A 24105-nucleotide genomic window follows, 5' to 3' on the forward strand; every position below is an offset into this window, starting at 1 on the left:
GCGTCAGTAGCGCGCCGAAAGCCTGATCTTGAAATCCATGTCGCCGGCTTCGCGGTCTCCTTCGTCGACAAGCGCGATGGCCGCGGTCATGTGGAGGCTGAAATTGCCGGCGATGTCATAATCGATGCCTGCGCCGGTGCTGGCGAGGGAAAGCCCCTCGTCCGCTGCCTTGTCGCGGCCGAAGCCGAGGTCGAGGAAGGCAAAGGGCGACAGGCGGTCCTTGCCGGTCGGTGAAACGACGGGAGAGCGCAGTTCGTTGCGGATGATGACGCCGGTATCGGCGACCGCGTCATCGAGATCGTAGCCGCGCACGCCGTCGAGACCGCCGAGCGCCAGACGTTCCGTATCGGGCAGCGCCTGCCCCGCGAGCTGGAACAGCACGTCGCTGTTGAGCTGGAAATCGTGGCCAAGCTCGGTCTGCCGGGAAAGGCTGCCGCCGAGATAGGCGTAGGAGATATCGGTCACCGCGCCGTTCGAGAAGGTGTTCCAGGCGCTGTCCGAATTGTCGGAGAAGATGCCGCCCGGATTGGCCTTCACATGCAGGTCGAGGCGGGTGGAGCCGAGATCGTCGCTGAACGACTTGCTGACCCCGAGGCCGAACTGGAAGAGTTCGGCATTGGCGCTGCCGAGGCGGATATCCGAGAAGAAGGTATCGCGCGACAGGTGCTTGTATTCGATGCCGGCATAGACCTCGCCGCCATAGATGCCCGGCAGGATGTTGGACAGCGCGCTGCGATAATAGAGCGGCAGTTCGACGATCGAGGTGTCGAAGGTGAAGAGATCGCTTTCCTGCCGTGTGGCGATGAAGGCCGGGCTGAAATCGATCGCCTGCCTGCCCTCGATCGGCACGACGAAGGTGCCGGAATGGCTGACATAGCGCGCCCGGTGGTCGTTATGATCGGGGAAGACGCCGCCGAGGTCTTCGAAGAGATCCGGCGAACCCGTCAGCTGATAGGAACCGAAAGCGCCGTCGATGCCGGGAATGGCAAAGCCCGCGCCGAGGAAGAAGCGGTCGCGGTCCGTGCCTTCCGCGCCGGTGTTGGAATAGCCGGCATAGACCTGCCACGGCTTGCCGCGCGTGACTTCCAGCGCAAGGTCGGAGCGGCCGACTTCCGAACCCGGAGAGAACAGGCCCTGCACGCGGCGGAAGGGAGAGCGGTTGAGCCAGGCAAGATCCTCGTTGACGCCGGCAGACGAAATGCGCCCGCCCGCGGGCGCATTGACCTGGGCAGCGAGGGAACGGGCGCGTTCGCCTTCGACCCCGCGTGCGGTGACCTTGCCGAAGCCGAATTCCATGACCCGGAGATTGAGCACGCCGCCGGTGATTTCCTGCGGCGGAATGGTGACCGACACGAAGGGATAGCCGGCGCGGCGATAGACGCCGGCAATGGCGGCCTGCGCCTCGGCGATCAGCGACAGCGACAGCGGCTTTCCGATGAAGGGCCTGAGGACGCCGGCAAGCTGAGGCTCGAGATCGCGGCCCGGACCGATATCGCCGACGACGACACCGGCGGCGCTGCCGGCGCTCGGTTCCTCTTTCGCGCCGATCAGGCGGATGGCGGCCAGATCCGCCCCGAGCGGACGCTTGTCGGCCTCGACCGCGGCTTCCTCGGGAAGCGTGATCGTGGGAGCGTTGCCGGTCACGGCCGGCGGCGGGTTGCGCTCCACTGCCGACTGCGCGGCGGCATGGCCGGCGGCTGCAAGCGTCATCAGGATCGCAAGCGTCGCGGGGCTATCGAAGACGGTCGCGCGGATACGGTCGAGAATGGTCGGTCGATACGTATTCATTAGAGCGATCCGATGATGATGTACTGGCCGAGCGACCGGTTGGCCGGGTGGGGAACGCCTGCACATGCGGCTCCCATGACCGCGCCGGCCGGGCATGTGGTCAGGTCTTCGCCGGTGCTGCGTGCCGGCTGGCCGAGCGTGATCGACGACGGCTGTTCGAAGACGGTCGATGCCGGGAAGGCCGTCGGCGTGGGCGTCGAGGGTGTCGTGGGTACGATGGGGCCAGCCGTGACCGTCAGCGTGCCGCCCGTATAGCTCAGCGCGTAGTTGGCGGAGGCGGCAAGCGTGCCCTGCGTGATGGCATAGCTGCCTGCGGCGGAGGCGGACGAGGCGAGCGTCGAAAGTGTGCCCGTCAGGCTGTCGCTGCCGGCAAGCCCCAGTCCGCCGACGGTGTAGGTCAGCGCCGGAACGGCAGTGCCCGCAGTCATCGACTGGTTGTCCGCGGTGACTGTAATGGCGCGCGGCGTGATCGTCAGCGAGCCCGAGACGAAGGTGATGTCATAGCCGAACTGGCCGGAATAGAGCCCGCCAAGGGCAAGGGAACCGCCCGAATAGACGCCGACATTGGCGCTGCCGCTGGCATAGGCTGCGGTTCCGAGGATGAGCGAGGCGTCATAACCGGGCAGGCTGTAGGTCAGCGTACCGACGCTCGTACTTGTGGTCGAGGCGTCATAGACCTTGGTGCCGTTGCCGCCGGTAATCGTCAGCGCGGTCATGAAGGTGCGCAGCAGCGGTCCGGTCTGGCCCTCATAGATGCGCCAGATCGAACCCGTGCCGCCGTCGCCGTCGATGTTCCAGCCGGCCGTCGTGAAGGTCGAGAGCGAGGACAGCTGCGCGGTGGTGAGGCCGGTGACGCCGCCCGACGAACCGATGCCGACGCCGAGGCTGGTGCCGGAGGTCGTCGTATTCCAGAAGCTTGCCGTGACGGTGCCGGAATTGTTGCCGATCAGTCCGCCGTAAGGTGCGGCCGAAGACGGAACCGTGCCGCTCGCGTAGCTGTTTGCCACCGTGCCGCTGTTGACCCCGACCAGACCGCCGGACGTATTGCCGCCGCTGACATTGCCGGTTGCATAGGCGTTGGCTATGCCGCCGGCATTGGCGCCGACGAGCCCGCCCGCCGTTGCGGTGGCGCCGCTGCCTGCGGTCACCGTGCCGGTGGCGAACGAGGTGGTGATGGTGCCGGTGGTGCCTGCCGTACCGTCCACCGTGTTGATGCCTACGAGGCCGCCCACATAGCTATCGGTGCCGCCAGTCACCGCGCCCGTGGCATAGCTTGCCGAAATGCCGGTGGCATTCGCGCCGGCAAGGCCGCCTGCGGCGCTGTTCGCGCCGACGCCGACGGTGCCGCTGGCCGAGCTGCCGGTGATGGTGCCGGTGCTGATGACGACGCCGCCGGATGTGGCGGCGGAGTTGAACGCCACGAGGCCGCCCGCATAGGCATTGTCGCCGGCCGTGACCGTCACGGCCGCATGGCTGTTGGTTATCGTGCCGGCGTTCATGCCGATCAGGCCGCCGACATAATGACTGTTGCCGGCCGAGGCCGTGCCCGATACCGAGACATTGCTGACCGTGCCGAAGTTGTAGCTCCCCAGCAGGCCGGCTATGGAGCCCGTGACGGAGCCCGAGAGGGTCAGGTTGGAAATCGTGCCGTCGATTCTGCCGAACAGCCCGGCCAGGCCGACCGACCGGTTGACGAGGAGGCCGCTTATGGTGTGGCCGGCGCCGTCGAGGCTGCCGGTAAAGCCGGTCGCGAAGTCACCGATGGAAGCGAAACCCGCACCCGAATTCCAGCTTGCGGTGCTGCTGGCGTCGATGTCGGAGGCGAGCTCGAAGCTTTCGGTCAGCAGGCTGGCCGAGCCCATGCCCTGCAGGCCGTAAACGTCAACGAGCTGGTAGGGCGTCGCCGCCGAGCCGTCGCCGCCGGTGGCGCGCAGGAAGGTGGCGCCGCCGCCGAGGCGGAAGTCGGTGGCATGGAAGGAGGCGAGCGTGCCGGCGACCTGTCTCCATGTGCCGGCGGTGAGCGAGAAGAGACCCACATCGATGGCGCTCGACGTGGTGGCCGTGCCGGCTGCGGAGATGACGAGCGTGCCGTTGGCGGCGGTAACGGCGCCGCCCAGCGTGATGTCGCCGCTTGTGACCGTGGTCAGCGTCAGGCTGGACGTATCCGACCAGGAAATGGCGTCCGCGATGTCGAGGTCACCCCACGCCGTCAGCCCGACCGTGCCGCTGACGCCGAAGGTGCCGCCGCTGTCGAGCGACAACAGGCCTGCCGAGCCGAGATTGGTGTCGAGCGTGTAGTTGCCGGAGGTGTTGAGGTAGACGCCGTAGCCGCCCGACGTGGTGAGCGAGGCGAAGGTGGATGGCGAAAGGAAGCCGAGATCGGTATCGCTATAGCTGCCAAGCGTTGCGAAATAGCCTGTCTGCGTTGCCGAAAGCGATGTCTGGCCGGTGATCAGGTGCGCCGCCGTGCCGTAGATCGAAACGTTCTGCGCGCCGTTGGTGCCCGTGATGTCCGAGAAGGCAACGCCTTTGGTCGATCCGCCGTCAAGATAGGTCAGCACTCCGGCCGAAGCGAGCGAGGAGCCGGGGGCGAGCATGATGTAATAATAGCCGTTGGCGCCGGTGACGGCGCTGCCCATGCCGCTGCCGCCGGATACGGCGGTCACATTCGCGCCCACCAGCGCCGTCGTGCCCGCATCGCTATAGGCGGTGCCCGAAACGGCGACCGGTGTCGTGGCGTATTGCCACTTGAAATAGGGATAGAGGTTCGTTCCAGTTCCCCAGATGGACGAGGAGAAGCCGGCAGGCAGGCTGCCCTGGAGCTGGGCAGTGGTGCGGGCCGTGGCGCTGCCGGCGCCGCCGGCGATGCCGACCGATTGTCCGCTGGTCTGGGTGTTCCAGTAGGCGTTGGTGATTGCCGAGGCATTATTGTTGTTATAGCCGGCGAAGCCGCCAACTTGACTGCTGCCGGTCACGTAGCCGGTCGAATAGGCATTGGCGATGGTGCCGTTGACGAAGTTTACGCCGACGAAGCCGCCGATGTTGGAGGCGCTGCCGAGCCCGATGACCCTGCCGGTAGCGTAGGAATCCGTGATCGTCCCCTCGTTATGCCCGACGAAGCCGCCGATGGGACCCGAACTGCCGGTGACCGTGCCGGTGGCGTAGGACTGACTGATGGTGCCGCCGTCGAGGCTATAGCCGTTGGCGCCGACAAGACCGCCGATATAGCCGTCGCTGCCCCCGGTGCCGGTGACATTGCCCGTGGCGTAGGATTGGGTGATCGTGCCACCGTTGAAGAGGTAGCCGACAAGGCCGCCGACCTGATAGCCGGCGCCGGTGACGTTGCCGCTTGCCGAGGAACCGCTCACAGCGCCGCCGTCGACCGCTCCGATGAGGCCGCCGGTATTGGCCTCTCCGGTGCTCACACCCGAGATGGTCGCACTCGCCGATGCACCCGATACCGAGCCGCCGATCATGTAGCCGATGAGCGCGCCGACGTCGTCATTGCCGGTGATGCTGCCGCCGGAGAGTGTCACGTTGCTGATGGTTGCGCCGTTCGTATAGCCGAACAGGCCGACATAATTGGCGCCGGCGCGGTTGATCGTCAGGCCGCTGATGGTGTGGCCCTGGCCGTTGAAGCTGCCGGTGAAGTTCGAGGTGTCGCTGCCGATGGAAACGAAGCCCGACGAACCCCACAGGCCGCTGTAATACCCGCCGACGGCGGTGAATGCGCCGGTCAGATCGATATCGGCTCCCAGCGTGTAGCTGGCGGTGAGATCGAGCGACATCAGCTGCAGCGCCGCCGCGGTCGTGACCACGGTCGAATATTCGCTGCGAAGCATGGGCCGCGTCTGGCCGGCAATCATCACCCAGGTATTGGTGAAATCGAAGCCGGCATAGGTCGCCTGCGTGTAGGCCGAGGCGTTGGAGATGCCGGTGCCGGCGAAGCTGGTGGCCTGCCCGGTGGAATTTATGTCCCAATAGGCGTTGGACAATGTGAGCGAGCCCGCCACTATTTCCCCGCCGATCAATCCGCCTGTATTGGCCAGACCCGTCACCCTGCCGCTGGCATAGACATTGGTGATGGTGCCGCCCTGATAGAGACTGCCGGCAAAACCGCCGGCATAGTTGCCGGTTGCGGTGACCGAACCTGTGGCATAGGAATCGGAGACGGAGCCGGCGCGCAGACGGCCGATCAGGCCGCCGACCTCGTCTCCCCCGCTGACCGTCGCGGTCGAGGAGGAGCCGGAGATCGTGCCCTGGTCGAACCAGCCGACCAGTCCGCCGATCTGGCCCGCCGTGCCCGTCACACTGCCCGTCGCATGCACGTTGATGACCGATCCCGAGGAGACATTGCCGGCGACCGTGCCAACTCTTCCGGCGCCGATGACCGACATGTTCGACAGGGTCAGATCCCTGACGGTTCCCCACAGGGTGCCGATCAGTCCGACGGTCGATTGCCCGGGACGGTTGATGGTCAATCGGTCCACCGTGTGCCCGAGACCGGTCAGCGTCGTGGTAAAGGATGAAATCGGGTTGAAACCCGCGCCACTGTTCCAGCTTGCCGTGGCCGAGGCGTCGATATCGTTGCCCAGCGCGTAATTCGTGCCGTCGACCATGGCCTGCAGGCCGGCCACATCATGGATCAGGGTATAGGCCGCGCCATTGACGGAAAGCGATGCGCCGCTGTCGGGCAGAGACACACGAGCGCCGTTCAGCAGCGAATAGGCTGTGCCATAACCAAGGCTCAGCGCCGCGTTCGTGCCGCTCAAAGTCACATTCTTGGCGATCTTCAGAGCACCGGCCGCAGACAGGCTGGCGTTTGCATTCGCGTGGCTGTCGACAAGCGCCCCGTTGATCGTCAGGTCGCCCGACGTCGTGGTCAGGCTGAGCGTTCCGTTCGCCGTGATCGGCCCGGAAACGGTCAGCGTCTGGCTGTTGCTGAAGGCAAAGGATCCCGCGGCGCTGGATGCGCCAAGCGTGGAGATCGTATTGCCGGCATTGGTCAGGACGACCGAGCCGCCGTTTGCGGCGGTCGCGGTGACGGTGCCGGCCGTGATGGCGGCGGTCTGACTGATGCCGCCGGCGCCGGCGCTGAGGACGAGCGCGCTGCCGGCGTTGCTGCCCGTAATCGCGGCGTTGATCAAAATACCGCCCGTACTGGCATCGGCCAGCAACGACAATGTCGTGGCGGCTGACCATGTTACCGCGGCGTCCACAGTGATGTTGCCGGCTTCCGAGCCTGCGCCGTTTGTCGTGATCGCGACGTTGTTGTTGGAGAGATAGGAACTCAGGGTCGTGTTGTTGATGTTTGCGCCGCTCGCGGTGGGCTGCACTTCCCACGGGTTGGACGACACGGTCACCGAGACATTGCTGGATGCGGACGACGAAATGGTGATGTTGTAGGGATCGATAAGCCAGGTGCCCATGGCCCCCTGTTCGGAGAGTGTGGAAATGGAGACATTGTCGCCGAGCAGCAGGTTGTGCCCCGAGGTTTCCACGAGGCCGCCAGCCGCGGTACCGGCGCCGGTCGCCGTGATCTTGCCGTCGAAAACCGTGGTATCGTCCGACCATACGACAGCCCGCCCGCCCGCGCCGGCGGTGCCGTCAACGCGGATCACAGCACCCGCGGCAACCGCCACCCTGTCGGCCGTCGCCACGTCTTCGTCGAGGAATTTCGTCGCGGCATTGTAACCGCCCTGGTAATCGCCGCCGATCAGCACGGTGCCGCCGGTTGCGCCGGAGGCATCGACCGTCGCGGCTGAGCCAAGCGCGATCCTGTCGCCGGTGACGACGACCGTGCCGCCGGAACCGGTGGTGCCGGTTGCCTCGACCGTGCCATTGATGATGACATCGCCGCCGGAAATGCGGATGTCGCCGCCGCTGTCGGGCCGCGCCTGCGGAACCGGAACGCGCGTCGGCAGGCTGGCCGAGGCCGTTTGCGGACGGGTGGCGCTGAGCTTGCCGGTGACTTCTACCTTGCCGCCCTCGCCTGCCGTGAGGAAGATGCGGCCGTCCTTGCTGGCGACGCCGGTCGCCTTGACGACACCGCCGGTATTGCCGGCCAGCGCATAGACATTGCCGCCATTGGCGCGCAGTTCGGCATTGGCCGCGGCGATGGCGCCGGAATTGCTAGCCTCGGTATCGGAACCGCCGACCACGACGGCGAATAGGCCGTCCGCATCGGCGGTGTCCTTGGCCAGGATCTCGTAGCCGGCCAGCAGGCCGACGGTGCCGTTTTCGGCGGTGATGCTGCCGGAATTGTCGACCGCGCGGGCAATCAGCGCCACGTCGCCGGAAGCCGAGCTGATGGTGCCGAGATTGACGACGGCGGCCTTGGAGCTGCCGGAAAAGGTCATCGCGCCGCCGGCGAGGAACTGCTGGTCGGTGACGTCATGGGTGGAGGCGAAGAAATTGCCGCCGGTCGAGATGACGCCATCCTTGCCGACCACGATGCCGGCGCGGTTGACGAGATAGAGCGAGCCCGTGGCCGTCAGCGATCCGTCGATCTGCGAACCGAGATTGCCCGTCACGCGGTTAAGCGTTGCGCCCGCGCCGTTGTCGAAATGCACCGATGCGCCCGAACCGATGGAGAAATCTTGCCATTCGACGATGCCGGTGGCGCTGGTCTGGTCGATCATGAGGCCGGTCGGAACCGCCTGGATATTGCCGGAACCGGCGGTGAAATTACCGCCCGTCGGCAGGACCTGCTGCGAAAAGGCGGGAAGCGGAAGTGAAACGGTGGCAAGAAGAAGTGCCGTGTAGTGCCGGAAGCCCCGGTTCCGCATCCTTATGCCCACGTTGCCTTCTCCCATAAATTTGCGGATTTAATAGTAAAATCAAAGTAGCGCCAAATAAACACGACGCAGAGACGAATAATATCCGTGCCGACGATTATGAACCATACGCTTTGCTGTCAAGGGCGATATCTGGGTAGGTTTTACGCAGATTGCGTCGATCGCCGAGCGGTCGGAACTTTGCGGAATACTTGTGGCTGCGCGGTAACAATGCCTATCTCGCGGGCAGGCAGTCCGCTTGACACATTTTTGAGCGAGCCATAGAGAATTTCGACCAACTGGTAAAATAGAGGGGATCGCTGCAATGACGAAAGACATCATGTTTACGCGCCGGAGCCTGATGGCGACCGGTCTTGTTCTCGGTTCGGGCATCATCGCTCCCTCCGTCCGCGCCGCCGCTCCCATCAAGGTCGCCGGCATCCACGGTTCGCCGGTGGAAAACGCCTGGAACTCGGTGCTGCACAAGGCGCTGCAGGATGCCGCCGCCGAAGGCGTCATCGAATACGTGTTCTCGGAAGGCGTTTCCGGAACCGACTATCCGCGCGCCATGCGCGAATATGCCGAACAGGGCGCCAAGCTGATCATCGGCGAAGCCTATGCTGTTGAAAGCGAAGCGCGTGAAGTGGCTGCCGACTATCCGGATACCGCCTTCGTGCTCGGTTCGAGCGGCAAGGAATCCGGCGACAATTTCGGCGTCTTCGGCACCTGGAACCATGACGGCGCCTATCTCGCCGGCATGCTGGCCGGCAAGATGACCAGGAGCAACGTCGTCGGCTCCGTCGGCGCCATGCCGATCCCGGAAGTCAACATGCTGATCAACGCCTTCGGCGAAGGCGTGAAGGCCGTCAACCCGGACGCCAAGCTGCTGGTTTCCTTCATCGGCACCTTCTTCGACCCGCCGAAGGCCCGCGAAGCCGGTCTCGCCCAGATCGACGCCGGCGCCGACATCCTGTTCGGCGAGCGCATCGGCACGGCGGATGCCGCCAAGGAACGCGGCATCAAGTCTGTCGGCTCGCTGATCGACTATACCCCGCGTTATCCGGAAACCGTGTTCGCCAACGCGCTCTGGGGCTTCCGTCCGATCCTCAACGCGGCGCTGGCCGACGTTGCCGCCGGCAAGCCGGTGGGCAAGGACTACACTGCCTTCGGTCTTCTGAAGGAAGGCGGCAGCGACATCGCCTATGTGAAGGGTGTCGCCCCGGCCGAGGCTGAAGCCGCCATGGAAGCCAAGCGCGCCGAGATCAAGTCCGGCGCCTTCGAGGTTCCGCGCAACATGGACGAGCCGAAGTAACCGGCAATATCATGACGAATGACGCAACGTCGCTGGCCGAGGCGATCCGCAAGGGTCGCCTCACGGCTGGCGAGGCGATGCAGGCCGCACTGGAACGCGCCGACCGGTTTTCCGGTCTCGGCGCGATTTCGCATGTCGACGCCACGCTCGGCGAAGCTGCCGCAAGGGCTGCGGACGAGCGGCTGACCAAAGGCTCTGCGCATGTGCCCTTTGCGGGCGTGCCGAGCCTTGCCAAGGATCTTGGCGGCCCCTTTGCCGGCCTTCCCGTTTCAGCCGGCTCGCGCATGCTGGATCATGACGGCGAAGGCGCGCCGGATTCTGATCTCGCCGCCCGCATGCGCGTTTCGGGCCTCTGTTTCTTCGGGCTGACCACGGTGCCGGAAATGGGGCTTTCCCTTTCCTCCGAACCCGCGACCGGACCTGTTTGCCGCAACCCGCTCGATCAGACGCGCACCTCGGGCGGTTCCTCCGGCGGTGCGGCGGCGGCCGTCGCCGCGGGGATCGTTTCGATTGCGCATGCCACCGATGCCGGTGGTTCCATCCGCATTCCCGCCGCCTGCTGCGGTCTTTTCGGTATCAAGGCGACGCGCGGCGTCATGCCGGCCGGCCCCGGCTTCGGCAATCATCTCGGCGGCATTGCCAGCGAGCTTGCCATCTGCCGCTCCGCCCGCGATCTCAAGACGATCTTCGAGGCGGTGAAAGGCGATGCGCGCGGCCCCTTCGCCGATCCCGAACTGGCCACCCCTGATGGCCGGAAACTGCGGATCGGCCTCGTTGCCGAAACCGGCTCCGACCATCCAACCGATCCCGCCCGCAGCGAAGCCGTCGAGGCGGCGGCACTGGCGCTGGAAGCGGACGGCCACACCCTTATCCGGCTCAACTGGTCTGTGTTCGCCGGTCCGGTCGAAGCGAGCGGTATTGCGTTCCGCGACATGATCGCCGTCAATCTCGCCAATTTCGTTGCGGCTGTCGGCCTTGATGCCGAAAAGGCCGAGCCGCTGACGCAGGCCTTCATTCGCCATGGCGGCAAGGTGACCGGCGGCGCGCTGTGGTCGGCGATGGACGGCACGGTGCATGCGAGCCGCGCGCTCTGGGATCTCTTTGCCGGCTTCGACATTCTCGTGACACCGATGCTGTCGACCGCCCCGCCCGCGCTCGGTTCCTTTCCTTTCGACCATGGCGACATCGACCTGCAGATCCGCCGCATGACGGATTTCGCGCCGCTTGCCGCCCTTTGCAACATGACCGGCTTTCCGGCCGTGACGCTACCTTTCGGCGCGGATGGCGACGGGCTTCCCCTGCCGGTGCAGATCATCGCGCCGATGGGTGCGGATCGCCTTCTTCTGAAGCTTGCGGAACGGCTGGAAAAGCAGGGGCGCTGGCAACATCGTCATGGTGTGGCGGGACTGGATATGAGAGGACTGGACGCATGAAACCTCCCGTTCTCGAACTTTCCGGCATCTCCAAGCGCTTCGGCGACAACCTCGCCAATGACGACATCTCGCTGACGCTCGCCGAGGGCGAGATCGTGGCGCTGCTCGGTGAAAACGGCGCGGGCAAGACCACGCTGATGAGTATTCTCTTCGGCCATTACGTGCCCGACAGCGGCAAGGTGACGGTGATGGGCGAGGACCTGCCGCCCGGCCGTCCGCGCGCCGCGATCCGCGCCGGCATCGGCATGGTGCACCAGCACTTCGCGCTGGCGCCGAACCTCACCGTGCTCGAAAACGTCATGAGCGGCACGGAAAGCCTGTGGTCGCCCGCCTCCAATGTTTCGGCCGGACGGCGCAAGCTGATCGACATTTCCGAGCGCTTCGGCCTGAAGGTCGATCCCGATGCGCGGCTCGGCGATCTCTCTGTCGGCGAACAGCAGCGTGTCGAGATCCTGAAAGCGCTCTACAACGATGCCCGCATTCTCGTGCTCGACGAGCCCACGGCGGTCTTGACCCGGATCGAGGCGGAGAAGCTTTTCGCGACGCTGAAGGACATGGCGCGTCAGGGCCTGTCGCTTATCTTCATTTCCCACAAGCTTGACGAGGTGATGGCGACCGCCGACCGCATCGTCGTGCTGCGCGGCGGCAGGCTGGTGGCGGAACGCAAGGCGGCCGACACCAGCAAGGCGGAACTGGCCGAACTGATGGTCGGACGCGCCGTGACACGGCCGGTGCGCGACGCCGCCACGCCCGGCGAAGTCGTGCTGGAAGCAATCGGCGTGAGTGTGCGCCAGGGCGGCGTCGAACGGCTGAAATCCGTGGATTTCAGGCTGCGCGCCGGCGAAGTCCTCGGCATCATCGGCGTTTCGGGCAATGGCCAGGCGACGCTTGCGCAGCTGCTGAGCGGCACGGCGGAGCGCAGCGCCGGCGACCTGATCCTCTTCGGCCAGGGCATCGGCGACCTGACGGTGGCGGACGCGGTGGAAAAGGGCATCGGCCGTATTCCCGAAGACCGCAACCGCGAGGGCGTCATCGGCGAGATGGCGATCTGGGAAAACGCGGTGCTGGAACGCCTGCCACGCTATTCGCGGGGCGGGCTGATCGACCGCAAGGCGGGCATCGCCTTTGCGCGAAAGATCATTGATGCCTTCGACGTGCGCGGCGGCTCCCCGACGAGCCGCATCCGGCTTCTCTCCGGCGGCAACATGCAGAAGCTCATTCTCGGGCGAAACCTGATCGAGCATCCGCGCATCCTTCTCGCCGCCCAGCCGGCGCGCGGGCTGGACGAAGGTGCGGTCGCAGCCGTGCACGAGCGCATTCTGGAAGCGCGCCGGGCGGGCACCGCAGTCTTGCTGATTTCCGAAGACCTCGACGAGATCATGGCGCTCGCCGACCGCATCCAGGCGATTGTCGGCGGACGGCTGTCTCCGCCGGTTGCGGCCGATGACGCCGATGCGCGCCGGCTCGGGCTGATGATGGCCGGGGAATGGGAACAGAAAGGCGGCCAAGGAAAAGGCGGGGAGATGAACGATGCGGTTTGAGCGACGCGAACACAGGTCGCCGGCGCTGGTGATCGCCACGCCGCTGATCGCGATTGCCGCCGCTATGGCGATTGCCGGCGTGCTGATCGCGCTCGCGGGCGCGCCCGTCTTCACCGCCTATGGCAAGATCCTGACGAGTGCTTTCGGGTCGCGCCTTTCGGCGACAGAAACGCTGATGCGCGCCACGCCGCTGATCCTGACCGGGCTTGCGGCCGCCGTCGCCTTCCGGGCGAGGCTGTGGAATATCGGCGCCGAGGGACAGTTCTATATCGGCGCCATCGCCGTTGCGGCGGCAAGCGCCCATCTTCTCTCCGGGCTCACCCCCATCCTGCAGATCCCGCTGCTGCTCGTCATCGGCGCTGTCGCCGGCATGGTGATGCTGCTCCTGCCGCTCTGGCTGCGCCTGCGCTTTTCGGTCGACGAGGTGGTGACGACGCTGCTTCTCAACTTCGTCATCATCCTCTTCGTCTCCATGCTGATCGACGGCGTGCTGAAGGACCCGACGGCCTTCGGCTGGCCGCAATCGGAAGCGGTCGACAAGGCCGCGCGCCTGCCGAAGCTCATCGACCGTTCGCGCCTGCATATCGGGCTGGCGATTGCCGTGGTCGTCGCGCTGGTGGTGCATTTCGTCCAGACGCGCACGGTGTTCGGCGTGCAGTCGCGTGCAGCCGGCCTCAATCCGGCGGGTGCGGTCTTCGCCGGCGTTCCGCTCGGGCGCACGCTGGTCTTCGTCGCGATGATTTCAGGCGGGCTTGCCGGCCTTGCGGGCGCGATCGAGGTGCTTGGCGTCAAGGGCTACGTGACCACCGACCTTTCGCCCGGCTACGGCTATTCCGGCATCGTCGTCGCCATGCTTGCCAATCTCAATCCTGTCGGCGTGGTGTTTGCGGCGCTGTTCACCGCCATGATGTTCGTCGGCGCCGACGGCATGAGCCGCAGCATGGGCATCCCGACCTATATCGCCGACGTTACCGTTGCGCTGTCGCTGCTCTCCATGCTGGTCGCCGTCTTCTTCACCCAGTACAGGATCCGCCGATGAACGCCCTGATCGACATCCTTGCTTCCGCCGGGCTCTGGGCCGCCGTGCTGCGCATCGCCACGCCGCTGATCCTCGGCACGCTCGGCGCACTGCTCAGCGAACGTGCCGGCGTTCTGAACCTCGGCATCGAGGGCATCATGACCTTCGGTGCGATGATCGGCTGGCTCACGGTCTATAACGGCGCGGATCTCTGGACCGGGCTTCTGGCCGCAGCCCTTGGCGGCGCGGTGTTCGGCGCGCTGCATGCGGTGCTGACCGTGACGCTCGGCCTGTCGCAGCATGTCTCGGGCCTCGGCGTCACGCTGTTTGCTTCCAGTTTTGCCTATTACGTCTTCCGCCTGATGGTGCCGGTTGCCGGCACGCCGCCGACCATCGAGCCGTTCCAGCCGATTGCCATTCCGGGCCTTTCCGACCTGCCCTTCTTCGGCCAGGCCTTCTTCACCCAGACCGCGCCGACCTATCTCGCCATTATGCTGGCCATCGTGCTCGCCTATCTCATCTCGCGCACGCCGCTCGGGCTTGCGGTGCGCATGACCGGCGAAAACCCGCATGCGGCGGAAGCGCAGGGCATCAACCCGATGGCGGTGCGTTACGGCGCAGTGATCGCCGGCAGCGCGCTGATGGGCGTCGGCGGCGCCTTCCTGACGCTTTCGGCCTTCAACAGCTTCTTCCCGACCATGGTGCAGGGGCGCGGCTGGATCTGCATCGCGCTCGTGGTCTTCGCCTCGTGGCGGCCGGAAAGGGCGCTGTTCGGGGCGCTGCTCTTCGCCTTCTTCGATGCCTTCCAGCTGAGATTGCAGACCGTGCTGAGCGGCGTCGTGCCCTACCAGCTGTTCCTGATGATCCCCTATATCCTGTCCATCGCAGCACTTGCAGTGATGGCGCGGCGCGCCCGCGTGCCGCAGGCCCTGATGCAACCCTACCGGCGCGGCGAGCGCTGACGGCAGATCCGCCAAGATTTCAAGGCGAGAATACGAGGATAAGACCATGTTCGATCTCATCATCCGCAATGCCAACCTGCCCGACGGCCGCAAGGGCATCGACATCGGTATCAAGGACGGCAGGATCGCGGCCATCCAGGCAAATCTTGCCGGTGAAGCGGGCGAGACCATCGACGCAAGCCACCGCCTCGTGACCTCGCCCTTCGTCGATCCGCATTTCCACATGGACGCCACGCTGTCGCTCGGCCTGCCGCGCATGAATGTTTCCGGCACGCTGCTCGAAGGCATCGCGCTCTGGGGCGAGCTGCGGCCGCTCCTGACGAGGCAAGCTCTGGTCGAGCGGGCGCTCGCCTATTGCGATCTCGCGGTATCGCAGGGCCTCCTGCATATCCGCACCCATGTCGACACCTCCGATCCGCGCCTCGTCACCGTCGAGGCCATGCTGGAGGTGAAGGAGAAGATCGCGCCCTATATCGACCTGCAGCTCGTCGCCTTCCCGCAGGATGGCTATTACCGCGCGGCGGACGGGGTGAAATCGTTGGAGCGCGCGCTCGACATGGGCGTCGACGTGGTCGGCGGCATTCCGCATTTCGAGCGGACCATGCAGGAGGGTGCGGCCTCGGTCGAGGCGCTCTGCCGCATCGCCGCCGAGCGCGGCCTGCCGGTCGACATGCATTGCGACGAGACCGACGATCCGTTGTCGCGCCACATCGAGACGCTGGCCGCCGAGACCATCCGCTTCGGGCTGCAGGGCCGCGTCGCCGGCTCGCACCTGACATCGATGCACTCGATGGACAATTACTACGTTTCCAAGCTCATTCCGCTGATGGCGGAAGCGGAAATCAACGCCATTCCCAACCCGCTGATCAACATCATGCTGCAAGGCCGCCACGACACCTATCCGAAGCGCCGCGGCATGACCCGCGTGCGCGAGCTGATGGCCGCCGGCATCAATGTCGCCTTCGGCCATGACTGCGTGATGGACCCCTGGTACTCCATGGGCTCCGGCGACATGCTGGAAGTCGGCCACATGGCGATCCATGTGGCGCAGATGTCGGGCGTCGAGGACAAGAAGAAGATCTTCGAGGCACTGACGGTAAATTCGGCGAAGGCGCTCGGCATCGAAGGCTATGGCCTTGCCGTCGGCTGTAATGCCGACCTCGTCGTGCTGCAGGCCGAGGACGTGCTGGAGGCCCTGCGCCTCAAACCCGCCCGCCTCGCCGTCCTGCGTCGTGGCAAGGTGATTGCCCGTACCGCGCCGAAGGTTGCCGAACTCTCGCTGCCCGGCCGCCCCGCCAGCCTCGACGCGGGCCGCAATCCGACGGCGCGGTGATTGGTGTAGATGGTTCCGGCCTGACGGAACAACCGCTGTCGTCATCCCGGCCCTGAGCCGGGATCCAGAGCGATCAGGTCTCTGATCGCAAGAGACTCTTCCGCGCGATGGACATCGCGCCGCTGGATGCCGGAACAGGTCCGGCATGACGGAAGGATGGGCCTTCTCCCAGCCAAAACCTTTGCAGGAGATACGGGGCGCCTCGCAATTGCGGGCGCCCCGTTTTTCATTCTGCAACGAGAATTGCAGGCGCTGTCGGAGTCTCTACCACCGTCTCCGGCAAACGTCATCAAAACTTGCCCGCAGCTTCACGAAACTGTCGTGCAACGGGTCTAGAGGATGACGAGCGGTATGCAATTTCTTTTGCAAAGGAAAATATTCATGTCACATAAATTGCAAAAACTGGCCGGCGCCAGCCTCATCGCCCTTCTGGCCACGGTCGCTTCGGCTGAAGCCGCGACGGTGGTGAAGTTCTGGCACAGCTTCAACAAGGGCAACGGCGAGGCGCTGGACAAGATCATCGCCGGTTTCGAGGCGGCCAATCCGGATATCGATGTCCAGGCCGAGTTCATCGGCAACTATAACGACATCGTCGCCAAGCTGCAGGCCGCCATTCCGGCCAGGCGCGCGCCCGACGCGGTCATTCTCGAGGTGACCCGCTACGGCCTTTTCGCCGACCGCGGCGTGCTGACCGACCTCACCCCCTATTTCGACGCCGATCCGCTGAAGGACGAGCTCTACGATTACGCCCGCGAAGTCGGCGTCTACAAGGGCAAGAACTATATCGTGCCCTTCAACTCCTCGACCCCGGTCCTTTACTATAACAGCGACATCTTCAAGCGCGCCGGCATCGAGGGCGAGCCCGCGCTGAAGACCTTCGACGACATCATGGCCGCGTCGAAGACGATCACCCAGAAGCTCGGTTCGGAAGGCATCAGCGGCATCGCCGCTCCCGGCCAGTTTGCCCGCTGGGGCCTCGTCATGGCCAATGACAGCGAGCTGATGGACCCCAAGACCAACGAGGTGCTGCTCGACAGCCCCAACACCATCGAAGCCTATCAGTGGATGGCCTCGCTGGTGCACAAGGAAAAGGTCTCCTCGCCCGATGGCGTGACCGAGGAAGACAATGGCCGTGACGCATTCCTCGCCGGCAAGGTCGGCATCATGCTGAACTCGACCGGCAATTACGGCGGCGCAAAGAAGGCGCTCGGCGACAAGCTCGAAACGCGCCCGATGCCCTGCAACAAGACCTGCTCGGTTCCGATTGGCGGCGCCGGCATCGGCATTCTCTCCACCTCCGAGAAGGCGGTTCAGGACGCGGCCTACAAGTTCGTGAGCTACGCCGCCTCGCCTGAGGCCAACGCCATCTGGTTTGCCGAAACCGGCTATCTGCCGATCAACAGGAAGAGCGCCGCCCTGCCGGTCGCAGTCGAAGCTCTGGCCACCCAGCCGGGCATCGACGTCGCCATCAAGCAGCTCGAATTCGCCCATGGCCGTTCGCGCGCCCCCGTCGTCACCTGGATGCGCACCACCGAATACAAGATGTGGGAAGCCATGGCCTTCGGCCAGCGCGACGCGACCGAAACCATGAAGGACTTCGCCGCGCAGACCCGCAAGGAAGCGGAACGCACCGGCGAATAAGCCTCTGCTGAAACAGCGGGACCGGTGGTCTGCCTTCGGGCGCCGGCCGGTCCTTCACCCTTTCTTCCGCTCGATCTGGGCTCCCATGCTTCGCACCCTCACACCCTATCTGTTCGTCGGCCCGCTGATCGCCTTCATCGCGGTGTTCACCTATATCCCCATCGTGTCGAGCCTCAACCTGAGCTTCCGCCACTGGGATTTCCTGTCGCCGGACATGCCCTTCGTCGGGCTCGACAATTACCGGGCGCTCCTCTCCTCGCGCGATTTCTGGAACGCGCTGAAGGTGACTGCGCTGTTTGCGGTGCTCTCCGTGCCGCTGAGGCTCGCTCTGGCGCTTGCCATCGCCAGCTATCTGGTGCGCGAAACACTGCCCTCGCGGCTGCTGCGCGGCGCGCTGTTCCTGCCTTCGGTCACCTCTACCGTTTCCATCGCGGTGGTCTTCTCCTGGGTGTTCGCCACCGATTACGGCATGGTCAATGCGCTGCTGGTAAAGCTCGGTCTCGGCAAGGTGCCGTGGCTGCAGGATCCGTCGCTGGCGCTCTGGGTGCTGATCGCGGTCAATACGTGGAAGCAGCTCGGCTACGATATCGTCATCTACATCGCCGGCCTGCAGGCCGTGCCGCAGGAACTTTACGATGCAGCCGCCGTCGATGGCGGCCGCCGGTTCCACGTGTTCCGCCGGGTCACCGTGCCGCTGGTCATGCCCACCACCTATTTCCTCATGGTGATCTCGGTGATCGAGGCTTTCCAGGTCTTCACCATCGTCAATGTCATGACCCATGGCGGACCGGCGGGCGCGACCGACATGCTGGTCAATATGCTCTACCGCGTCGGCTTCGTGCTGTTCGACATCGGCCAGGGCTCGGCGCTTGCCGTGCTGCTCTTCGTCCTTCTCATCGTGCTGGCGCTGGTCAAGTCCTTCGTCGTCGGCAGGAAGGTGCATTATGAAGCCTGAAAACCGCCTCCTCACCCTGCTTGCGCTGGCTGCCGGGACGATTTTCCTCGTGCCGGTGCTCTATTCGATCTGGATGTCGTTCCAGACGGCGCACGCCTATTACACCGGCACGGTGGAGTTCACGCTCGGCAATTACGCCCGCGCGGTCGGTCAGTATAACTTTGCCCGTTACTTGCTGAACAGCATCCTTGTCTCCGGGCTGGTGACGATACTGGGGCTGACGGTTGCCACCATGGCCGCCTTCGCCTTTGCCCGCTTCGAGTTTCGCGGCGGCAACCTGCTGTTCGGTGCAACTGTCGCGACGCTGATGATCCCGAGCCATATCAGCCTCATTCCCAACTACCTGACGCTTGCCAAGGCGGGGCTGCTCGACACCTATGCGGGGCTGGTCCTGCCGGCGATCTCCAATGGTTTCGCCGCCTTCTTCCTGCGGCAATATATCAAGGGCATTCCGAAGGCGTTGGACGAGGCCGCCTATATGGACGGCGCCACACCATTGCAGGTGCTCTGGCGGATCATCGTGCCCATCTCGAAGCCCGCCATCTTCTCGATGGGGCTCTACATCTTCCTCACCGAGTGGAACAACTACATCTGGCCGCTGGTCGCCGTCGGCAAGGAGGACCTCTTCACGCTGCAGATCGGTCTGGCGCGGCTCTACCGCACCAATCCCGGCGAAGGCCTGATCGACTGGCCGCTGGTCATGGCCGCATCGACCATCACCATCCTGCCCGTGCTTCTGGGCTTCCTGCTGGTCGAGCGGCATCTGGTGCGCGGCATCACCATGGGCGCGGTCAAGTAATTCAACATGGAACAGAAAATGACACATATCGCATCCCATCGCGGCGGAACGCTCGAATTCGGCGACAGCACGCCCCGCGGCTTTTCGGCAACCGCGATCATGGCGCTGGAGGAGGTGGAATTCGATGTACACCCGACCGCCGACGGCGCCATCATCGTGCATCACGACGCCACGCTCGACGCCACCACGGACCGCACCGGGGCCATCGCCAGCCTGACGGTATCGGAGGTGCGCGCCGCCACCATCAATTACGGCGAGGGCGGCCATCCTCTTACGCTCGACGAACTCTGCGCCATCTTCTCGAAAAGCCGGGTCGATTTCCGCTGCGAAATCAAGCCGGGGGCCGATGGCCGCCCCTACCGCGATTTCGTGCCGAGCGTGGTCGAGACCCTTGCCCGCCACGGCATGCTGGAGCGCACCACCTTCTCGTCCTTCCTGATCGAGGCGCTGGACCAGATCACGGCCGCAACGGACCGACCGAGGCTCTGGCTGGTTAGCCCGCCGGTGCTCAGGCAGCTCGGCGTTTCGGCGGTGATCGAGCTTGCCCGCGCCCATCGCATCCCCGAAATCGGCGTTCATATCGACACGGCCGACACAGGGCTGATGGCGGAGATCCGGGCCGCCGGCCTCGATTTCGGCTGCTGGGCCGCCCACACCGCGCCGCAGATCGAAAAGGCGCTTTCGCTCGGGGTCAAGGTCTTCACCACCGACCGGCCGAGCCTCGCCATCGCCATTCGCAACGAGAAAAACCGGGAGACCCACCGATGAGCGGCATTTCCCTTCGCGCCATCCGGAAGTCCTATGCCGGCGGGCCGCAGATCCTGCACGGCGTTTCGATGGACATCCGCCCCGGCGAATTCGTCGTCATCGTCGGCCCCTCCGGCTGCGGCAAGTCCACGCTGCTGCGGCTCATCGCCGGGCTGGAGCGCATCGACGGGGGCGAGATCGAGATCGACGGCAGGCGGGCGAACGATCTGGCGCCGCAGGATCGCGACATTGCCATGATCTTCCAGAACTACGCGCTCTATCCGCACATGACGGTGCGCCAGAACATCGCCTTCGGGCTCGAACTGCGCGGCATGCCGAAGGCGGAGCGCAATGCGCGGGCCGAAAGCGTGGCGAAGACGCTGCAGCTCGAAGCCTATCTCGACCGCAAGCCCGGCGCGCTTTCGGGCGGCCAGCGGCAGCGCGTGGCGATGGGCCGCGCCATGGCCCGCAACACCTCGACCTTCCTGATGGATGAACCGCTGTCGAACCTCGACAATGCGCTGCGCGTCGCCATGCGCACCGAGATCAAGGAACTGCACCGGGCGCTCGGAGCGACCATCGTCTACGTCACCCACGACCAGACCGAGGCGCTGTCGCTGGCCGACCGTATCGCGGTGATGAAGGGCGGCCATCTCCAGCAGTTCGATACGCCCGAGGCGATCTATGACCGTCCCGCCAACCGCTTCGTCGCGGGCTTCCTCGGCGTGCCGGCGATGAACTTCCTGCCGGCGGCCAAGATGCCCGGATGGCGGGGCCGGCAGGACGTGACCATCGGTTTTCGCCCCGAACATATCGCGGTGCAGGCGCAAGAGCCCGCGGGGCCGGCGCTGCCCATGCGGCTTCTGCTTTCCGAGATGACCGGTTCCGACATCATCCTGCATTGCGACAGCGATGCCGGCCGCCTGACGCTGACCTGCCCGCGCGAGACGATGCCGCAGAATACCGAAAGATTGTGGGCCGTCTGCGATTTCAGCCGGGCACTTTATTTCGACGACAAGAGCGAGAACCGCATCGAACTTGCACCGGGCGAACCGACCGCGCATGCTGGCGCAAACGCAGGCTGAAACACGCAAACATCTTTAATCACGCAGGAAATCAGGCATACGGGAAACCATGGACAGACAAGATGAAGTTCCGCAGGCGCTGGGCGATCTCATCAGCCGCAATTCGACCCGGCTGACCGAGGCCGACACCCGGTTGCTCGGCGTTCTGATGCAGGATCCTGTGCGCGCTGCGATGGAGAACGGCACGGCGGTTTCCTCGCGCGCCGGCGTGCATCCGGCGTCTGCCGTGCGGCTCGCTCGCCGCCTCGGCTTCAAGGGCTATCCCGAGTTTCGTTCCTTCCTGCAATCCAACCTGATCGACGGCGTCGGCGATTTCGAAAGCCCTGCGGCCCGCATGGCCGCTCGTCTCGTTCGCGCAGAGGAAGGTGGGCTGCTCTCCTCCGTACTCGACAGCGAGATCGCCGCGCTGGAGCAGGTGCGCAATACGGTGTCCGACGGCAATATCAGGGCATTTTCGCAGAGCCTGCGCGATTGCCGCCGGGTCTTCATCCTCGGCCGGGGCCACTTCGCGGCGCTTTCCTCGCTGATAGCCCTGCGCCTCAAGCGATCGGGTTACGATTCCGTCGATCTCGGCAGCCAGATGCACCAGTTGCCCGAAGCGCTTTCGACGCTATCGCCGCAGGATGTCGTCTGGTTTCTGGCCTTTCGTCGGGCGGCGCCGGTCGTGCAGGAGGTGCGGGCGATTGCCGCGGCGCGCGGGGCAAAAACGCTTGCCGTGACCGATCTTCAGGGTGCCCGCATCGATCCGGCGCCCGATTTCCAGATCCTCGTTTCGCGCGGCGATCCCGGCGAATCCCAGTCGCTGGTAGTGCCGATGACCATCGCCAACGCCGTCATCCTCGATCTCGCCGCCATCGATGAGGGCCGATCGCTGCGCTCGCTCAACGAATTCAGGGCCTTTCGCGCCGATAGCGGGCTGTCGAAGGCGCTGTTGTAGTCGCGGCCCATCCGCATCCGCAAAGGACGCTCCGGCGTCCTTGAACCTGTGCATCGCGGCGGAGCATTTCCGGCGGAAACGGACACGCCTTCCATGCTCCATTATTCGGTCAGGCTCGGCTCCTGACGCAGAACCGCTGCACCCGCCTGCCGGAACGCTCCGGTCGAAAACGGTCCGATCTTGCGGACCGATACAGCCTGCGGCGCCTGCCCTTCGTGGAACCCGTCTGAAAAGACCGTTTCTCCCGCCGCTCGCCGCTGCTCTTCCTTGCCAGCCGATGATTGCTGTCCCATGAATAGGCGGCAGGCCGCTCCCCCTCGCGCATGTCGTCACATGTCACGACGCGGAAACGGGCGCGTCAGCACCGACAAATCTCCCCCGCCGCCTCCCGGCGCTGCCTCGACTTGCCTTTACAGGACGGATCATGAGCGACATCGATTTCCCGACTTATCTCGCGCGCCAGCTGCAACGGTATCCACGCATCGTTCTGGCCGGTGCGCGGGTTCCCGTGAGCCTGCTTGGCGAAGGAGCGCCCGAAAGCGCAGGCATCGACCGCGACGGGGCTGCGATGGTGGACATCGTCGTCGAGGCCGGTGTTGTGACCCGCGTGATGGCAAGCGGGACCGGCGTCTCCACGGAAACCGGCGATCCGGTGGTCGAACTGGAGGGTCGCCATGTCTGGCCGCTGCTGGTCGATGCCCATGCCCATCTCGATAAGGCGCATATTCTAGGCCGTGCGCCCGAATCCGGCGGCACGCATCCCGGCGCGCGGGCGGCGACGACCGCCGACCGTCTCGCCCACTGGACCCGCGACGACATCCTGCGGCGCATGGAATTCGGCCTTGCGACGGCTGACGCCCATGGCGTCGCGGCGATCCGCACCCATCTCGACAGCCATGAGGGACAGGCCGAAACCACCTGGGAGGCTTTTTCCGAAATGCGCAGCCGCTGGCGGGACCGGATCACCCTGCAGGCGGTGGGTCTGGTGCCGATCGATGCCTATGGCACCGCCCATGGCGCGCGTCTTGCCGATATTGTCGCTGAACATGGCGGGCTGATGGGCGGCGTTACCCGCGCCTCCGGCGGCACCCATGGCGCTGCGCTGGAGGACATCGACCTTCTGCTCGACCGCCTGTTGACGCTGGCCAAGGAACGCGGCCTCGACATCGACCTGCATGTCGACGAAGCCGCAAGCGCCGACGCCCTGCCGCATGTGGCGCGGGCGACGATCCGGCATGGCTATGAGGGGCGCGTGACCTGCGGCCACTGCTGCTCGCTGGCGCTTTTGCCCGAAGACGTGCTCAGCGAACGGATCGCGCTGATCGCCGATGCCGGGCTTTCGATCATCACCCTGCCGGCCGTGAACATGTATCTGCAGGGCCGTGAGGCAGGGCTGACCCCGCGCTGGCGGGGTGTGGCCCCGGTCAAGGAACTTTCCGCCGCCGGCATCCGCGTCGCGACCGCCGGCGACAACTGCCGCGATCCCTTCTACGCTTACGGCGATCACGACATGCTCGACACATGGCGGCAATCGGTGCGCATCCTTCAACTCGACCACCCCTATGCCGACGCCACAGCCTATGCCGGTCCCTGGCCCGCCGCGATCATGGGCATTGAAGCCGGCGCGATCCGCTCCGGCCGCCCTGCCGACCTGATGGTGCTGGAAGCCTGGACGCTCGACCAGGTCATCGCCCGCCCCCACTCCGACCGCACCATCCTGCGCAAAGGCGTCTTGGCCAACCGGGCTGTGCCGTCGTATAGGGGGCTGGAGGGGTGAA

Annotated in this window: 16 protein-coding genes; 13 read left to right on the top strand and 3 right to left on the bottom strand. The window is 65.2% G+C overall.

What is annotated here, in order from left to right; genetic code table 11:
- Nucleotides 1–3: 3 nt before the first annotated feature.
- Nucleotides 4–1788, bottom strand: a complete 1785-nt coding sequence (locus NBH21_RS19055; RefSeq protein ID WP_250912920.1) for a ShlB/FhaC/HecB family hemolysin secretion/activation protein — start codon at nucleotides 1786–1788, stop codon at nucleotides 4–6.
- Nucleotides 1788–8588: a beta strand repeat-containing protein gene (locus NBH21_RS19060; RefSeq protein WP_250912919.1), complete on the bottom strand. Its 6801-nt coding sequence runs from the start codon at nucleotides 8586–8588 to the stop codon at nucleotides 1788–1790. The genes NBH21_RS19055 and NBH21_RS19060 overlap by 1 nt, the downstream gene beginning before the upstream one ends.
- Nucleotides 8589–8889: 301 nt before the next feature.
- Here NBH21_RS19060 and NBH21_RS19065 point away from each other — a divergent pair, with 301 nt between their 5' ends.
- The 12 genes from NBH21_RS19065 (at nucleotide 8890) to NBH21_RS19120 (ending at nucleotide 22327) form a co-directional block, all read left to right on the top strand.
- A complete protein-coding gene (locus tag NBH21_RS19065; RefSeq protein WP_250912918.1) occupies nucleotides 8890–9876 on the top strand; it encodes a BMP family protein in 987 nt (328 codons plus the stop codon).
- 11 nt (nucleotides 9877–9887) lie between these two features.
- Nucleotides 9888–11309, top strand: coding sequence for an amidase (locus NBH21_RS19070; RefSeq protein WP_250912917.1), 1422 nt, complete (start codon nucleotides 9888–9890; stop codon nucleotides 11307–11309).
- The gene (locus NBH21_RS19075) at nucleotides 11306–12850 is read left to right on the top strand and encodes an ABC transporter ATP-binding protein (RefSeq protein ID WP_250912916.1); all 1545 of its coding nucleotides are present in this window, start codon (nucleotides 11306–11308) and stop codon (nucleotides 12848–12850) included. The genes NBH21_RS19070 and NBH21_RS19075 overlap by 4 nt, the downstream gene beginning before the upstream one ends.
- Complete coding sequence (locus NBH21_RS19080) at nucleotides 12840–13889, top strand: ABC transporter permease (RefSeq protein ID WP_250912915.1); 1050 nt, start codon at nucleotides 12840–12842, stop codon at nucleotides 13887–13889. The genes NBH21_RS19075 and NBH21_RS19080 overlap by 11 nt, the downstream gene beginning before the upstream one ends.
- Nucleotides 13886–14830, top strand: coding sequence for an ABC transporter permease (locus tag NBH21_RS19085; RefSeq protein ID WP_250912914.1), 945 nt, complete (start codon nucleotides 13886–13888; stop codon nucleotides 14828–14830). Before NBH21_RS19080 ends, NBH21_RS19085 begins: the two co-directional genes overlap by 4 nt.
- 46 nt (nucleotides 14831–14876) lie before the next feature.
- Complete coding sequence (locus tag NBH21_RS19090) at nucleotides 14877–16163, top strand: amidohydrolase family protein (RefSeq protein ID WP_250912913.1); 1287 nt, start codon at nucleotides 14877–14879, stop codon at nucleotides 16161–16163.
- Between the two features lie 381 nt (nucleotides 16164–16544).
- Nucleotides 16545–17804, top strand: coding sequence for an ABC transporter substrate-binding protein (locus NBH21_RS19095; RefSeq protein ID WP_250912912.1), 1260 nt, complete (start codon nucleotides 16545–16547; stop codon nucleotides 17802–17804).
- 85 nt (nucleotides 17805–17889) lie between these two features.
- On the top strand, nucleotides 17890–18759 hold the full coding sequence (locus NBH21_RS19100; protein WP_250912911.1) for a carbohydrate ABC transporter permease: 870 nt from the start codon (nucleotides 17890–17892) through the stop codon (nucleotides 18757–18759).
- Complete coding sequence (locus NBH21_RS19105) at nucleotides 18749–19558, top strand: carbohydrate ABC transporter permease (protein WP_250912910.1); 810 nt, start codon at nucleotides 18749–18751, stop codon at nucleotides 19556–19558. Before NBH21_RS19100 ends, NBH21_RS19105 begins: the two co-directional genes overlap by 11 nt.
- 18 nt (nucleotides 19559–19576) lie before the next feature.
- Complete coding sequence (locus NBH21_RS19110) at nucleotides 19577–20326, top strand: glycerophosphodiester phosphodiesterase family protein (protein WP_250912909.1); 750 nt, start codon at nucleotides 19577–19579, stop codon at nucleotides 20324–20326.
- The gene (locus NBH21_RS19115) at nucleotides 20323–21390 is read left to right on the top strand and encodes an ABC transporter ATP-binding protein (protein WP_250912908.1); all 1068 of its coding nucleotides are present in this window, start codon (nucleotides 20323–20325) and stop codon (nucleotides 21388–21390) included. Before NBH21_RS19110 ends, NBH21_RS19115 begins: the two co-directional genes overlap by 4 nt.
- A gap of 49 nt (nucleotides 21391–21439) precedes the next feature.
- Complete coding sequence (locus tag NBH21_RS19120; RefSeq protein ID WP_250912907.1) at nucleotides 21440–22327, top strand: MurR/RpiR family transcriptional regulator; 888 nt, start codon at nucleotides 21440–21442, stop codon at nucleotides 22325–22327.
- Between the two features lie 101 nt (nucleotides 22328–22428).
- Here the strand turns inward: NBH21_RS19120 and NBH21_RS19125 are convergent, their stop codons facing one another.
- Complete coding sequence (locus tag NBH21_RS19125) at nucleotides 22429–22620, bottom strand: hypothetical protein (RefSeq protein WP_250912906.1); 192 nt, start codon at nucleotides 22618–22620, stop codon at nucleotides 22429–22431.
- A gap of 131 nt (nucleotides 22621–22751) precedes the next feature.
- On the opposite strand from NBH21_RS19125, the gene NBH21_RS19130 reads away from it, so the two are divergent.
- Complete coding sequence (locus tag NBH21_RS19130; protein ID WP_250912905.1) at nucleotides 22752–24104, top strand: cytosine deaminase; 1353 nt, start codon at nucleotides 22752–22754, stop codon at nucleotides 24102–24104.
- Nucleotide 24105 lies beyond the last annotated feature (1 nt).

The organism is Ciceribacter sichuanensis (assembly GCF_024055605.1).
Lineage (GTDB): Bacteria > Pseudomonadota > Alphaproteobacteria > Rhizobiales > Rhizobiaceae > Allorhizobium > Allorhizobium sichuanense.